The organism is Clostridioides sp. ES-S-0123-01 (assembly GCF_020658415.1).
Taxonomy (GTDB): domain Bacteria; phylum Bacillota; class Clostridia; order Peptostreptococcales; family Peptostreptococcaceae; genus Clostridioides.
The window spans coordinates 722,385-737,373 of the sequence record NZ_JACVWD010000001.1; the positions used below are offsets into that span (position 1 = coordinate 722,385).

A 14,989-nucleotide genomic window follows, 5' to 3' on the forward strand; every position below is an offset into this window, starting at 1 on the left:
TAAATAATATTTTTATATTCAAAAATAAATAAAACGGAGGTCTTAAAATATGAGTAACTTTATAATATGTAATTATTGTGGAGACAAGATAGACAAATCTAAAAATAAGTATATAACTTACTCTGAAAAAGATAGTTGTAATGAAGTAAATATTTGTACTAATTGTGCTTTAGACTTATTAGAAAAAACTAATGAAAAATCAAAGATTAAATCTGCAAAAGCTTTAATAAAACAAATAGGATAAAGACACAATATAAATTGTATAAATAAGAAAAGCACCTTTTAATTATAGGTGCTTTTTCTATATATAGGTAACTTCATAAGGTATTAAGGTAGATTAAATACAGATATATATTATAATTTATTCCATATATTTATACTTAACTTTTTTGTTTCTTTATTTCTTATTGTAATATTTTAGTAACTCTTTATTCTTATTCTCTTGTTATACTTTGATTAAGAAAATCAAATATAAGTTACTGATTATTTTATGAAAAACATTTTAAAATATTAATATTTACAAGGAGGAAATACAATGAATAAAAGAGCAAAACAAGCATTCTTTCAAACAATCCCAAACTTAATAATTGTATTATTAGCACTCATATTTGCATTTTATACTAATACTTTTGACCTTGATTTAAAAGTATTACTCTTATTACCTATAGTATATATTATTTTATTTTTATATTATTATACAAAACTGAGATAGATTAGTAGTAAGTATGAAAAATAAATCTATTTTCAAAACAAATGTCTTTAAAGTTTACATGCTAAGAAAATATACTGTTGTATAAAATTTAATAAATCATTTATTACAAATATAACAAAAACTGTCAAAACAAATAATTAAAATAATAATTTTCGTAAAATACTTTTTAATTAAAAAACTGGCTAACTTTCAGTTAAATGTCAACCAGTTTTTTATAATGCTTTTATTTAAATACAAATAAAATTGCATCTTTAATACTTATTTATTATTCTTTTATGTAGCAATTTAGTCTATTTTATTTTAATTTTGATACCATAATATCTATATATTCTTTTAAACCTCTAAGCTTTTCATCTGCTTCAGCATCACTAGTTCCTTTTACAGCTATATAAAATTTCAGCTTTGGCTCTGTCCCAGATGGTCTTATAGCTACCCAAGACTCATCTTCCAAGAAATATTTTAAAACATCAGACTTAGGGAGATTATCTACACCATTTTTGTAGTCTTTTTTATCAATTACCTTTATATTATTTATACAATCAATTTGATTTTCTCTAAAATAAGATATTATCTCTTTTATTTTTTCCACACCTTCTATACCTTTTAAAGTTAAAGATATAGTCTGTTCTTTAAAGAATCCATATTTCTTATATAGTTCTATTAAGCCTTCATATAAGCTCATGCCTTTTGAATAGTAAAATGCTGCCATTTCAGATATTAATAATGATGAAACAACACCGTCTTTATCTCTTGCATGAGTTCCAACTAAATAACCATAACTTTCTTCATATCCAAATACATAATTTCTATCTTTATTTTCTTCAAATAATTTTATTTTTTCACCAATAAATTTAAAACCTGTAAGAACATTTAGTACATCAACATTATTTTCTTTTGCTATATCCGCTCCAAATTCTGATGTAACTATAGTTTTTATCATTGTAGGATTTTCTTTTAATTGATTATTTTCTTTTAAGCCTTCTATTATATAGTGTGTCAACATTCCACCAATTTGATTCCCTGTAAGTAATACATATTCCCCTGTAGTGGTTCTTACAGCTACACCTACTCTATCACAATCTGGGTCAGTTGCTATTACAAGGTCTGCTCCTTTTTCTTTTGCAAGCAATATTCCTCTGTTTAAAGCTTTTTTCTCTTCTGGATTTGGGTAGTCAAGCCCTGCAAAATTTGGGTCTGGATTTTCTTCTTCTGGAACCACTAATATGTTTTCAAATCCTACTTCTTTTAATGCTCTTCTTATTGGAATATTGCCAGTTCCACAAAGAGGTGTATAAACTATTTTAAAACTTTTACCTACGCTTTTTACTAAATCTTTTCTTATAACTTGACTTTTTACAGCTTCTATAAATTCAGTATCCTGTGTTTCGTCCAATAAGACTACTAAATTTTTATTAGCTTCATTTAAAGTTGGTATTATACTATAATCATGTATGCTATTTACTTTTTCTGTTATTGCATTTGCAATATCTGGCATAACTTGTGCCCCATCTTCCCAGTATACTTTGTATCCATTGTATTCAGGTGGATTATGGCTAGCTGTTATAACTATCCCTGCTATTGCATTTAGATTTCTAACAGCAAAGGACAATTCTGGAGTAGTTCTTAAACTATCAAATATATATGCCTTTATACCACACGCTGCTAATGTATTTGCAGATTCTATACAAAATTCTCTAGATTTATGCCTATTATCATGAGCTATTACTACGCCCCTATTTTTTTCTTCCTCTGTAGTATTTTCTAGTATATAGTTTGCCAATCCAAAAGTAGCTCTTCTAACTGTATATTTGTTAATTCTATTAGTTCCTGCTTCAATTACACCTCTAAGACCAGCCGTTCCAAATTCTAAATCTTTATAAAATCTATCTTCTATCTCTTTTTCATTATCTTTTATTTTATCTAATTCTAGTTTTGTATCTTCATCAAAATATGAACTCTTTACCCATTCTTCATAAGTTTTAGTATAATCCATAATAAAATCCTCCCTATTTTATCCATTTATTATAATTGCATAGATAAACCTTTTTTATATAATTATGACTCTTCTATATACTTATTAATTGACTTAATAAAAATATTTGCAATTATTCTATGACCTTCCTTAGTTGGATGTAATCCATCAAAATATAATTTTTTATATCCTTCTTTTTCCATACTCTTATTATATTCAGAATAAAAATCTACAAAATCAGTATTAAATGTCACACTAAATTTTTTTATCCAATAATTATATGACTCTAACTTTTTTGATACTGTATTAAAATCCGTAAAGCTACTCCAATCTTCCCTAACATTTGGAATATCTGGTCTCAGTGGTATACCTATTATTGGTATAATATTTTTTGCATATGCTTGATGTACCATAGCCATTATATTAGAATTAATAACTTCATTTCCTGCTCCAGCAATAAAATCATTAGTACCACCCATTATAAAAACCATATCGGGAGAATTCTGTAAAACATCTTCATTAAATCTAACTAACATACCACTTGTTGTATCACCATTTATACCCTTATTTATTATTTCTAAACCAGTCTCCTGACTCACAATGTTTGTCCATGAATTACTTCGTGATACTCCAAATCCATATGTTAAACTGTCTCCTAAGCAGACTATTTTCATCTTATCCCCCCTTAGCTATGTTTTTTCTGTTTTAAGAATAATCTAACAGTTTAATTAATTCATATTTTATACTTTTTTTCCTTCTAAGTAAAGTTATTATATTCACTAAATTAATACACATATACATCTAGACTCTGTCTCCCCCAATTAGATGCTTTTCCTTCACTATTCATAAATATATCTATTCTGTTCCCTTTAATTGCACCTCCACAGTCTTCTGCAACAAATGTCATACCTAATCTAGGTATATATACTTTTGTTCCATATGGTATTATATTTGGGTCAACTGCAATTACCCCCCATCTTGGTGTTGTACCAGTAGATGTTATAGTATCTCCTGCATATGCAGTAGCAACTACTCTCATATGTTTTCCTCCTCTTGTATTTGCTCCTCTTGATGCAATTAATACTTTTTCTTTAGTTCCATTTTTTATAATTTTTGTAGTTGGTTCTTTAGAAATCACTTCTTTTGATAAGACTTTTTTGACTAGCTTTCCATCATGGTAAGTTAAATTATAGACTAGTTTTTTCTCTCCCTCTATTCCCTCCTGATAGACTTTAGATTTTCCTTTTACTAAATTGCTATCATTCATATGTTTTGTGTCAAATGGTATTTTTTCAAATTCTTCTTTTTGATTTTTAGTTACTTTAACAACCTTGATTTTCATGTTATCCTTTAATTCTGTATTCAAACTTGGATTAATTTTATCTTCAGAATTGTATTTCACTCCCTGTTCATCCAAAAGTTCTTCAACTGTCTTTTTAAATGAAGACACTTTTTGTTCTTGGCCTTTAACAGTTAGACTTATCTCTTCTTTATTTAATATAGAATATATACTTACTAAACTCATTAAAATTGATACACTTAATAAAGATGATATTATTATTTTCTTTTCTCTTTTCTCCATAATATTTCCCCTTTCATGTTCAAATTTTAAATTAACTTATTTATTACAGTTTTAATCTTATATTATATATGTATATTATAACTTTCTAAATTTATGTAACTTTTTTGTAACTTCTAAATTTGTTTTATTCATAATTTTTTTATATTCTACGGTTAATGACTTATTTCATACAAATTAAATCTCTATGTTTGATAACTTATTTCATGCAAATAAAAAGCTAGAAACAAGATATTTACTTTATTAAGTATCCTGATTTCCAGCTTTTTATTTACTAATTTCAGTTCGTCACACTAAACATTTATTTATCTTTTAACATTTTCTCCAATTCTGAAACCTTTTTAATTATAGATTCAAAAATTGGTTCTTCTCTTAATTCATTAAAACTATTATCATTAAACATGATAAGTAGATTAGTATATACATTAAAAGTATATGAATTTCTAGATTTTACTTTATCAAAAAACATCATTTGACTTGTATCTGAACTTTCATGTAGGTGATATTTTTCTAATATTTCATTTAAACCATATAAAGCTTCTTTAGCTTCTTCTTTCATATTAAAAAATAAGAAATTTAAAGATAACTCTATGTAGTCCATGTATATTCCAAAAAAAGCTCCTCTATTTTCACTAAATTTCTTCTTTATTTCTAAAGATATATTTGCATATCCTAATGATTTATTTTTTATATATTCCATTTCTTTTTCTGTTGTTTTTTTGTTATAGCTTCCATCATCTAATTCTTTCTTTAATTCTTTATATTTATTTTTACATACATTAATTAATCCTTTACAATCCAGAGTTGCATTAAATACATCGCTAAATAATTTATTTTGAAGTAATGTTTCTGCTTCATCCAATCTATTCTGACTTAAATATATCATAGCTAAATTAACACTTGTGTCTCCTATTGCTTTATGTATCATATTTAAATATAATTCTGCCTTTTCGTAATCGTCTAACATATAATATGCATTTGATAAAATAAGAAGCGCTGTTTCTTTAATCTGAATATCATCTGTATTTCTAACTATATCTTCAAGAATATTTGTTGTTTCTTTAATTTTACTATTGAATTTATCTTTACCAAATTTATATGAATACATTTGGTATAGCGAACTTATTTTTAACTTTAGCAGATAACTTTGAGGATATTTCTCCATATACATATTAGCAAGTCTTTCTACAGATTCTAAATCTTCTTTAAATTCTTCTAATGGTTCCTCTATTAATAAATCAATTTCTACTTTAGCAAGAGTTGCTTCTAGTTCTTTATAGACTTTCATTACTTCTTCTTCACTTAAATCTACTTTATAGTTTAAAAGTTTATCAACAGATACATTAAAAAAATCTGCTAATACTGGCAATAGTTCTATATCTGGATAAGAGTTTCCACTTTCCCATTTAGATACTGCTGGTGTTGACACTCCTATAAACTTTGCTAATTGTTCTTGTGTTAAACTTTTTTCTTTTCTCAATGTTTGTATGACTTCACCTATTTTAATTCGCATATATACCTCCTTAATGTATATCTCTTAATTTAAGTATATTAAAAAAGCATTTATTAGTAAATCGAGGCAAAGTTAACAAAAAACCTATAATTTAACTATTGGTTAAATTATAAGTTAAAAGCTTATTTCATTGACTACAAAATTCCCATTTTTCATTTAGCCAACAAATAACATCCTCAAAAACTTCCTCTTTATTTATCTCATTCAATAATTCATGTCTTCCATCTTTATAGAGTTTACATGTTACATCTTTTACTCCTAATTTTATATATCTATCCCTTAGCCTTAAGACACCCTTACCATTTTTACCTATAGGGTCTTTATCTCCAGATATTATATAAATAGGAATATCAAGTGGTATCTTTTTTAAGTTTTCTTTATCCTCTATTTCTTTTAATCCTTGTACTAAATCATAAAAAAAGCCACAAGTACATACCACCCCACAAAATGGGTCATTTATATATTTTTCAACTTGTTCTTTATCTCTACTTAACCAATCAAATTTAGTATTTTTATTTCTTCTTATGCTTTCTCCACCAAATATTAAATCATTTATTTTATTGCTTCGAGAATTTCTTCCATGCTTTTTAATCTCATGATTAATTATTAGATGAGCCAAATTTAGAATAATACCTTGTTTTCCATTTGAACCACATAATATAAGACCAGATAAATTATCACTGTAATCCATTATGTATCTTTGACTCGCAAATGACCCCATACTATGCCCAAATAAATAAATTGGCAAATCTTTATTTTCCTTTTTTATAATACTTGTTAAAGTATTCATATCTTCTACAAGGCATCTAAAACCTTCTTTTTCAGCTAGATGCCCAACATTCTCTACTGTCTTTGCGGTTTTTCCATGTCCTCTATGGTCATTTATATATACTATATATCCATTTTTAGTAAGCTCTTTAGCAAAAACTTCATACCGTTGTGCAGTTTCTGCCATTCCATGGGCAATTTGTACAATTGCCTTTGGGTCTTCTATACTTTCATCTTCCCATTTATATGTATATATATCTAAATCTTCTTTTCCCTTGAAAGTAAAATTTGTACACTTCATAATTACTCCTCCAGCCTGAATTTATTCAACATATTAACTTATATACTATATTACTACAATTTTCAAGTCAAAACGTTCTATATAAGTTTCTTACTTATTAATTATTAGCATAAATTGCTATACAAGTGTTGCTCTAAATAACTATATAATAATTTAGTTATTGAATATTAATTATTTAGAGAGAACATTTAACTATACTTGGACATCATATTGACATTATATTCAATTCGTGATATTCTGTTTTCGTCAAAATAATATCTAAATACAAAGGAGATATTTTATGGATTATTCAAATGAATTGAAAGAATTGTTTCTAATGAATCAAACATATGCAACTCTTTTTACTCTTACAAACAAAATACAAATAGAAGGCGATAAGTATTTTGATGTACTTACTTCAAGACAATATATGACTATTTTATCTATTCTTCACTTACCAGAAGAAGAAACAACATTAAATAATATTGCACGAAAAATGGGTACAAGTAAACAAAATATAAATAGAATAGTTGCTAACCTTGAAAAAAATGAATATGTTCAGGTAGTTCCAAGCCCAAATGATAAAAGAGCAATTAATGTAAAGGTTACCGATTTAGGAAAACAAGTCATGATTAAATGTAGTAGAGTTGGAATAAATTTTATGGCAGATGTATTTCATGAGTTTACTCAAGACGAATTAGAAACCTTGTGGAGTTTACTAAAAAAAATGTATCGTTTTAATGGCGAAGAACAAGATGGATTTGAAGACGATGCTAATTTTATGGAGGATGAAGAACTTGATAAAATTAAAGCTGAAGCACTTAAAGAATTCTCAAGAAGAAGAAATAAAGTAAATAAAAAAGATTAATATTATAATGAAAAAGCTATCTATAATATCACAATATTTTTAAATGCTCATGAGATTAAAGATGGAGGTTTGAAATATAGATATTTGTATAATATAAATCAAAACATGAAAACGGCGACTTTAATTTTTTCAAAATCGCCGTTAAATCTATTTATCCTTTTATAAATTTGAATAACTTTTATAGTCTTTTGTTGACTGTATTAAGGTCATTGAACTTGAAATCATGCGAGATTATGAAAATCAGATTATAGTAAGTTGCTTAGATAAGATTCTCAAACATTATAAGCTTATTCTTACATTAAAATACATAGATGAATTATCTATAGATGTAACCAAACTGGTTTTCTATGATTGTCTGAAATTTCAAATGGCTTCATCATTTCTGATAGGAATTTCTACTTTTCACTCTTAGTCGCCACACAGAAATGATTCCAGTTGCATTTTCGAATAAAAAAATACACCCATCACATGATGCAGACCAATCTGGTCAGTCCACTCATCTATTAGTTCTATTATCCCTTTAGGTGAGTCATTGTTGAATTTCCATTCGATATAACAGTGTAGCATATCAAAGAGTAATAGAAATACAATAAGCATAATCAGCTTTTTCATCTTCTTCATTTTGATATTACCTATTTCAATTTTCTTCACTATGTTTTAGCCCTTTCAGTATAAAGGCAGAAAGACAGATGCACAGCAACAATATTATAGTACTCCCCATTATTTTTCCTACAGTGGTTATGTGGTAACCAGAAAAGTTAAATATAGCTGAAATAGGATAAAAGGTTTTTAGAGTATTTGACATACTCGCAAATAGTCCAGTAACAGAATAAATTTCAGTAAATACTAACGCAAGCCAATACCCTTTTTTCATACGTGATACCAGCGCGATAATGGGTGAAATTGCAAGGAATACACCTACACCACCTAAAAAATATTCTTTCAAAGAACTTAAAATCAGTTCTACTGATAAATCGGAAAGATGTAAAATAACTTCAGTCAAAAATGTTATGGCAAAGAGCAACAAATAAAGGAGTATGCTAAATGCAAAAGTAACAATCATTTTTGCAATGGTTAATTTTGCTTCATTTACAGGAATTAGGCGCAGAGATTTTATGGTATCATCATCTTCTTCACGACAAATCATATAACTCCCTAAAAGGGCAATGACTGCTGGAAGAACAAAAAAAGTTGCCCAGGGTTGAACTTCGTCCATATACCACCCTGCATTGTCTATATACCGAGAGCCCTCATATACAGTTTTTAATCCATAATGTAAATCTGGTCCATCATGCACACCTTGTCCTCCTGCAAAAATCATAGTAGCTACCATAACTATTGCAAAAACTGCAATCCAAACAACCTTTGAACGGCGAAGCTTTTGGCTTTCAGCCCAAAGTAATTTTTGCATGATTCATACCTCACTTTCTTTTTCTTAATGCTATATTTACAAGTACTATTGAAACAATATCCCAAATGCAAATACAAAGAAATGCAAGTGGAATGTTAATTGCCTGTGTATATACAAGACCTGGGATATCTTTATTTCGCATAACGATAACTGCCATACTGGATAACGGGTGTAAATACATATTTACTGTCATTAAGATAAAACCAGAAAAGGCATACACCAATGTTATACAAGTTGGGAGAATGTATCCTTTTTGCGACACAGCGATTGCTAAAATCGGTAGCATTACAAAAGCAATAATAACACCAAATTCCAAACATTTTTTCAGTAAATATAAAACGCTTCCCCATTCAAATACGACATATCCAGGAAGTATACTGAATATAATAGAAGCAATGGCTGTAATCAGCATGAAACAAATAGAGTAAATCAAAACCACAAAAAATTTACTGAAAAAGTATCCCATTTTGCTTATAGGCACAATCAAAAGTTGTTTGAGTATATCATACTGATTTTCTTCGCGCATAAGTATCGTGCAAAGCATTCCCAAAACGACAGGCAAAATAATAAAAATAGTATAACTGAACGCAGACCATTTATAAAATTGTATTGGGTCAACATCAGTTTCTCCCAAATGCTTGAAATATAATAGTGCGAAAAATGGCATAATGAGAGTAGCTAACAACATTAACCAAATAAGTTTCTTGCGGCGCAGTTTAAGAAATTCTGTTTGAATAAATTTAAGCAATGCCTTCTCCTCCTGTAATTTTTTTGAAATAGTCCTCTAAAGTATCATTACAAATCCCCGAACTAGTTACAGTAACATTCTGCATAACAAGGGCTTTATTTATTTCACCCATATTCAGATTAGTGTCGTAAATACGTAAGCTATGGCTGTCTTGAGCAGAATAATCTTTTAAGTTGAATTGACGCTCTAAAATCAGTAAAGCTTTTGGAGTATCTGACACTTGCAGCAGTATATATTTACGATTTTTCTTTTCTAGTTGGCTCATGCTGCTTTCTTCCAAGAGGACACCATTGTTGATGATTCCAATATCATCAGCCAATAATGAAATTTCCGAAAGAATATGACTTGAAATAAGAATCGTTTTTCCACACTCAACACTTAAATGTTTAATAAAATCTCTCATTTCAGCAATGCCAATAGGGTCAAGACCATTTGTAGGTTCATCCAAAATCAGCACTTCTGGGTCATGTAAAATAGCATTTGCAATTCCCAGACGCTGTTTCATTCCAAGTGAATACTTACCAAACAGCTTTTTGTCTTTATAATGCAATCCTACTATTTTCAATGCGTTTTCAACTGCGTGTGGGCTGGCTGTGCCGCGCAGCTTCGCAAAAATTTCAAGATTTTCTGTTCCAGTTAAATTTGGATAAAATCCTGGTGTTTCAATAATTGCGCCAATACGGGGATATATTTGCTTTTCTCTACCTTTGATATTTTTTCCGAATACAGTTACTTCGCCAGAAGTGATAGGCGTCAGTCCTAAAATCATTTTCATAATCGTGGTTTTACCAGCGCCATTGCGTCCTAACAAACCGTAAATTTGACCTTTTTTAATATGGAGATTGACTTTGCTAACCACTTCCTGTTCTCCATAAACTTTTGTCAGATGTTTTGTTTCAATCACAAAATCATTCATATAAAATTTCCTCACTTTCCATAAAACTACTTTTGTCATGTGATAACTGATAGAATATCAGAAACAATCACAATTAGAAGTATACAACATAAACCTTGCCAAAACCTTGCTTTTATCTTGTTTTAGCAGAAAGAAAGCCCTGCATTTTACAGAGCTTTCGGAAGCAATATTGTAAATATAGTCCCCATATCAATGGTGCTGTTGGCGGTAATCGTTCCTTTGTGAACATTGATAAGTTCTTTTACAATCGCCAATCCTAAGCCATTACCTTTTGATGACCTAGAATGGTCACATTGATACATTCTTTCAAAGATATGTAGGAGATTATCAGAAGATATTCCTTTCCCGTTATCTTCTACTACAATTTTGACTTGCTGTTCATTTTCAAAAATACGTAGTGTTACTTTATCTCCATCACTATGCCTAATGATATTTTGTAATAGATTATTAAGAATGCGGGTATATGCGTTTACATCTATGTGCATAGCATACTCAGTTTCAGGTATATCAATTTCATATTCAAAATGGCATTTTTCTAAAATAGGAACCCAATCAGCTATAATATTACGAGATAATTCATTCAAATCGAAAAGTTCAAAATGAAAAATCTGTTCCCTAGAATCCAATTTCACCCATTCAAATAGATTTTCTACAAAATGTTTTAAGTGTTGGGCTTTATTATACGCAACATGTATATATTCGTCCTTTTCTTCTCCTACAACAATATCAGTTTCGATTGCCTCCAAATAACCAACCAAAGAAGCAAGTGGAGTTTTTACATCATGGGAAAGACTTGTCATTAGCTGTTTGTATGCTTGTTCCGATTGTTTCTGCTGGATAAGCTGTGATTGACTGTTGATTGCAATTTTGTTAATATCATAGCAAATTTGTCTTGTTATATCACTCTTCCTTGTTAAAACACGTCGGTTAAGGTTCCCGTTTTTTATATCTTCTAAAGCATATTTTATAAGTGCAAGCTGTGTTCGGACACGCCACAAAATAGAAACGAGATACACTATAATAATTAAAGCAAGAGCAAATGCAAAAAGCAGATAAACATTCATATTTAGGTTATGCCTCCTTATTAAAACGATAGCCAACACCTCGGACTGTCAAAATATAAAATGGATGTCCAGGGTCTGCTTCAATCTTTTTCCGTAATTTACTGATAAAAGACATAATATTACTATCGTCAAAAGCATATTCTTCTCCCCACACTTGCATATAAATCTGTTTTTTGGTAAACACTCGTCCTTTATTAGAAGCCAGAAAAGAAAGTAAATCAAATTCTTTGCTTGTAAGCTGAACAGGAATATTGTCAACGGAAACAACGCGATTTGTTCTGTCAATAACCATGCCTTTTATTATTATGCAATCTGTATCTGTTACAAAAGTAGGGTTTAACATAGTATAACGGCGAATAAGAGAATTGATACGAGCCATAAGCTCATTTATGCAGAATGGCTTTGTTAGATAATCGTCAGCACCTAGACGCAACCCAGAAACTTTATCATTCTCGTCACTTTTAGCGGTAAGCATAAGTACTGGGACATTACTTGTTTCCCTAATTTTTTTCAGAACTTGAAACCCATCTATGTCTGGCATCATTACATCCAAAATCACAAGAGAGCAGCTATTTTTGTTTTCATCAGTCAGGCGTAATCCCTCCACACCTCCATGTGCAATAATAGCAGATAAATTTTCTTGCTCTACACATTTTTTCATAAGAGCACAAAGCTCTTTGTCATCGTCTATAATCACAACATTATTCATATTATAGCTCCTTTCTCCTCTTTGTTCTACTATACGACTTTTTAGAGTCTTTTAGTATTAGCCACATATAATCAATTTTTGAAAATTCCAGTATATTTTGCACCATCTTTCAGAAATGCCCCATTTTATCGTCACTTAGGGGCAAGACATATATTCCATATTCAAATGGTTCTTTCGTTATAATATATCAGCATATATTATATATGGAGAACCAAATAAAATCAAGAAATGGAGTGCGAATACCATGATTTATTTTGCCTAATAATAAGAACTACGTAAATATCCCTAAAAAGAAAAGAGAACAGTAAAATGTAACTGGGTGAATAACTATTGCAAAAAGAACTCAGTATCAAATATCAATACTGAGTTCTTTCAACATTATAATTAGTCTCTCATAAAAATTATATCATTTAGCTTTTGTAAATCATTAAATGGTTGACTACAACCATTATTTTGACATACATAATAAGTAGTTTTGTCGTTTTTTAATCTATAATTATTTAAAAAATCTATCTTAGTATTTTCTTCATTGTATTTTTTTACTAAAAAAGTTGAATTTGGTAAAAAATTTTCACTTACTAAAGTCTTAAAACCAATTAAATCAGAGTTTTCCTTTAAAATACATATGATTTCTTTTGTAGGATAAAGTTCATACATTAATGAAAGCATATAAAAACTATATCCTGTTGGTGAATTTTTTACACTATCTGAATAAAGCTTTAATTGCTTGTATGACAATTCTTCAAGTTTATTGTCACCAGTAATTTTTGCAAGTCTTATAAGATTATATAATTGTACAGAATTACCTGATGGAATAGCTCCATCATATAAGTCTTTTGGTCTTGCTATTAAATTTTCACTATCTTTACCATATAGGTAAAATCCACTTTTTTCATAGTCCCAAAAAAGCTCAATACAACTTTCATTTAATTTTAATGCCTCTTCTAAATACTTTATATCAAATGTTGATTCATAAAGTTCTATATATGCCCATATCAAAAATGCATAATCATCCAAATATGCTAAATAATCAGCACTACCATCTCTATATCTAGCTAATAATCTACCTGCTTTATTCACAAGATTACTATTTATAAAATCAATACACTTATTTGAATACTCTAAATATCTATCCATTTTTAGAGTTTTATAAGCCTTTGCTAAAGCTACTACCATCAATGCATTCCATGATGTCAGAATTTTATCATCTTTATGCAAAGAAGTTCTTTCTCTCCTATATTCAAATACCTTTTTACTCAAATTAGCTATTCTTTCATTATACTTATCATATTCTTTATTTTCTATGAGATTAGGAATACTTTTCCCCTCAAAATTTCCACTATTAGTTATATCAAAATAATCATTAAAGAATTTTCCATCTTCTTCACCTAATATATCAATTATTTCAAGTGGATTAAATGTATAAAATTTACCTTCCTCGCCCTCACTATCTGCATCTTGTGCTGAATAAAATCCACCTTCTTTATCTTGCATCTCTCTAATTACATAATCTATAGTTTTTATAGCAATTTCTTTATATAACTCTTTCTTGGTTATCTTGTATGCATCTAAATATGCAACTGTAAGCATAGCATTGTCATATAGCATCTTTTCAAAATGAGGTGCTAACCATTTTTTATCAGTGGAATATCTTGAAAAACCAAATCCAATATGGTCAAATAGACCTCCTCTGTACATTCCATCTAAAGTTTTTTCCACCATTTTTAATACATCTTCATCTTTTTCTATACTATAGTATTTCATCAAAAACATAAGATTTTGAGGACTTGGAAACTTAGGTGCATTACCAAAACCACCATATTTATCATCATAAATAGTTTTAAATATTCTAACTGATGAACTCAACATATCTTTTGATAAATCACCATCTGTATTTTTCACTCCAAAATCATCTTTAAGAGCCTCTACTATTTCATTTCCAGATTTTATAAGCATATCCTTATTTGTATTCCATTTGTCAGATACATTTTCCAATAAATCTATAACACCTGGTCTATTATATCTTGAGTATTTTGGAAAATAAGTTCCTGCAAAAAAAGGTTTTTTATCAGGAGTCATTATTATAGTCATTGGCCATCCACCACTACCTGTCATTGCTTGACAAACTGTCATATACACACTATCTATATCTGGTCTTTCTTCCTTGTCTACTTTTATTGCTATAAAGTTTTTGTTCATTATTTCAGCAACTTCTTCATCTTCAAAAGATTCATTTTCCATAACATGACACCAGTGGCAAGTTGAATATCCAATACTTAAAAATATCGGTTTATCTTCTTCCTTTGCCTTTTTAAAAGTTTCGTCGTTCCAACTATGCCAATTTATGGGATTATATGCATGTTGCAGAAGATATGGAGATTTCTCACTTATTAAATTATTAGGTTTTTTATTCGTTGCCATGATACCACCTCATTTATTATTTTGTTAT

The 14,989-nt window shown here is 28.9% G+C and carries 14 protein-coding genes; 3 read left to right on the forward strand and 11 right to left on the reverse strand.

Features of this window, described 5'->3' with window-relative positions; translation table 11 throughout:
- The first annotated feature begins 49 nt into the window (after nucleotides 1-49).
- Complete coding sequence (locus IC175_RS03290) at nucleotides 50-244, forward strand: DNA-directed RNA polymerase (protein ID WP_227432990.1); 195 nt, start codon at nucleotides 50-52, stop codon at nucleotides 242-244.
- 291 nt (nucleotides 245-535) lie between these two features.
- Nucleotides 536-712: a hypothetical protein gene (locus tag IC175_RS03295; protein WP_227823761.1), complete on the forward strand. Its 177-nt coding sequence runs from the start codon at nucleotides 536-538 to the stop codon at nucleotides 710-712.
- Between the two features lie 295 nt (nucleotides 713-1,007).
- On the opposite strand, the gene IC175_RS03300 is transcribed toward IC175_RS03295, so the two are convergent.
- From IC175_RS03300 to IC175_RS03320, 5 genes are all read right to left on the reverse strand, one after another.
- Nucleotides 1,008-2,705 (reverse strand): phospho-sugar mutase, encoded by a 1,698-nt coding sequence (locus tag IC175_RS03300; protein ID WP_227851098.1) that lies wholly within the window; start codon nucleotides 2,703-2,705, stop codon nucleotides 1,008-1,010.
- 62 nt (nucleotides 2,706-2,767) lie between these two features.
- Nucleotides 2,768-3,358 carry an SGNH/GDSL hydrolase family protein gene (locus IC175_RS03305; protein ID WP_227432984.1) on the reverse strand — a complete coding sequence of 197 codons (591 nt, stop codon included), beginning with the start codon at nucleotides 3,356-3,358 and terminating at the stop codon, nucleotides 2,768-2,770.
- A 110-nt stretch (nucleotides 3,359-3,468) separates the two neighbouring features.
- A complete protein-coding gene (locus IC175_RS03310; RefSeq protein WP_227432982.1) occupies nucleotides 3,469-4,266 on the reverse strand; it encodes a 3D domain-containing protein in 798 nt (265 codons plus the stop codon).
- 298 nt (nucleotides 4,267-4,564) lie between these two features.
- On the reverse strand, nucleotides 4,565-5,776 hold the full coding sequence (locus IC175_RS03315; protein ID WP_227823760.1) for a helix-turn-helix domain-containing protein: 1,212 nt from the start codon (nucleotides 5,774-5,776) through the stop codon (nucleotides 4,565-4,567).
- 127 nt (nucleotides 5,777-5,903) lie between these two features.
- On the reverse strand, nucleotides 5,904-6,845 hold the full coding sequence (locus IC175_RS03320; RefSeq protein ID WP_227851099.1) for an alpha/beta hydrolase: 942 nt from the start codon (nucleotides 6,843-6,845) through the stop codon (nucleotides 5,904-5,906).
- A gap of 280 nt (nucleotides 6,846-7,125) precedes the next feature.
- Between IC175_RS03320 and IC175_RS03325 the strand changes: the two genes are divergently transcribed.
- Nucleotides 7,126-7,692, forward strand: coding sequence for a MarR family winged helix-turn-helix transcriptional regulator (locus IC175_RS03325; protein ID WP_227432977.1), 567 nt, complete (start codon nucleotides 7,126-7,128; stop codon nucleotides 7,690-7,692).
- A 637-nt stretch (nucleotides 7,693-8,329) separates the two neighbouring features.
- Here the strand turns inward: IC175_RS03325 and IC175_RS03330 are convergent.
- From IC175_RS03330 to IC175_RS03355, 6 genes are all read right to left on the reverse strand, one after another.
- Nucleotides 8,330-9,103: an ABC transporter permease gene (locus IC175_RS03330; RefSeq protein WP_227482363.1), complete on the reverse strand. Its 774-nt coding sequence runs from the start codon at nucleotides 9,101-9,103 to the stop codon at nucleotides 8,330-8,332.
- 10 nt (nucleotides 9,104-9,113) lie between these two features.
- Complete coding sequence (locus IC175_RS03335) at nucleotides 9,114-9,851, reverse strand: ABC transporter permease (RefSeq protein WP_227432975.1); 738 nt, start codon at nucleotides 9,849-9,851, stop codon at nucleotides 9,114-9,116.
- A complete protein-coding gene (locus IC175_RS03340; RefSeq protein WP_227851100.1) occupies nucleotides 9,844-10,767 on the reverse strand; it encodes an ABC transporter ATP-binding protein in 924 nt (307 codons plus the stop codon). Before IC175_RS03340 ends, IC175_RS03335 begins: the two co-directional genes overlap by 8 nt.
- 146 nt (nucleotides 10,768-10,913) lie before the next feature.
- A complete protein-coding gene (locus IC175_RS03345) occupies nucleotides 10,914-11,831 on the reverse strand; it encodes a sensor histidine kinase (protein WP_227851101.1) in 918 nt (305 codons plus the stop codon).
- A 7-nt stretch (nucleotides 11,832-11,838) separates the two neighbouring features.
- A complete protein-coding gene (locus IC175_RS03350; protein WP_227432970.1) occupies nucleotides 11,839-12,540 on the reverse strand; it encodes a response regulator transcription factor in 702 nt (233 codons plus the stop codon).
- A gap of 384 nt (nucleotides 12,541-12,924) precedes the next feature.
- A complete protein-coding gene (locus IC175_RS03355) occupies nucleotides 12,925-14,961 on the reverse strand; it encodes a thioredoxin domain-containing protein (protein WP_227851102.1) in 2,037 nt (678 codons plus the stop codon).
- Between the last annotated feature and the right edge of the window lie 28 nt (nucleotides 14,962-14,989).

What these genes read in the sequence shown, in the direction of transcription:
- IC175_RS03295 (WP_227823761.1), top strand. Translation starts at nt 536, where the DNA reads ATGAATAAAAGAGCAAAACAAGCATTCTTTCAAACAATCCCAAACTTA.
- IC175_RS03330 (WP_227482363.1), bottom strand. Translation starts at nt 9,103, where the DNA reads ATGCAAAAATTACTTTGGGCTGAAAGCCAAAAGCTTCGCCGTTCAAAG.
- IC175_RS03310 (WP_227432982.1), bottom strand. Translation starts at nt 4,266, where the DNA reads ATGGAGAAAAGAGAAAAGAAAATAATAATATCATCTTTATTAAGTGTA.
- IC175_RS03290 (WP_227432990.1), top strand. Translation starts at nt 50, where the DNA reads ATGAGTAACTTTATAATATGTAATTATTGTGGAGACAAGATAGACAAA.
- IC175_RS03320 (WP_227851099.1), bottom strand. Translation starts at nt 6,845, where the DNA reads ATGAAGTGTACAAATTTTACTTTCAAGGGAAAAGAAGATTTAGATATA.
- IC175_RS03340 (WP_227851100.1), bottom strand. Translation starts at nt 10,767, where the DNA reads ATGAATGATTTTGTGATTGAAACAAAACATCTGACAAAAGTTTATGGA.
- IC175_RS03355 (WP_227851102.1), bottom strand. Translation starts at nt 14,961, where the DNA reads ATGGCAACGAATAAAAAACCTAATAATTTAATAAGTGAGAAATCTCCA.
- IC175_RS03315 (WP_227823760.1), bottom strand. Translation starts at nt 5,776, where the DNA reads ATGCGAATTAAAATAGGTGAAGTCATACAAACATTGAGAAAAGAAAAA.
- IC175_RS03350 (WP_227432970.1), bottom strand. Translation starts at nt 12,540, where the DNA reads ATGAATAATGTTGTGATTATAGACGATGACAAAGAGCTTTGTGCTCTT.
- IC175_RS03305 (WP_227432984.1), bottom strand. Translation starts at nt 3,358, where the DNA reads ATGAAAATAGTCTGCTTAGGAGACAGTTTAACATATGGATTTGGAGTA.
- IC175_RS03300 (WP_227851098.1), bottom strand. Translation starts at nt 2,705, where the DNA reads ATGGATTATACTAAAACTTATGAAGAATGGGTAAAGAGTTCATATTTT.
- IC175_RS03345 (WP_227851101.1), bottom strand. Translation starts at nt 11,831, where the DNA reads ATGAATGTTTATCTGCTTTTTGCATTTGCTCTTGCTTTAATTATTATA.
- IC175_RS03325 (WP_227432977.1), top strand. Translation starts at nt 7,126, where the DNA reads ATGGATTATTCAAATGAATTGAAAGAATTGTTTCTAATGAATCAAACA.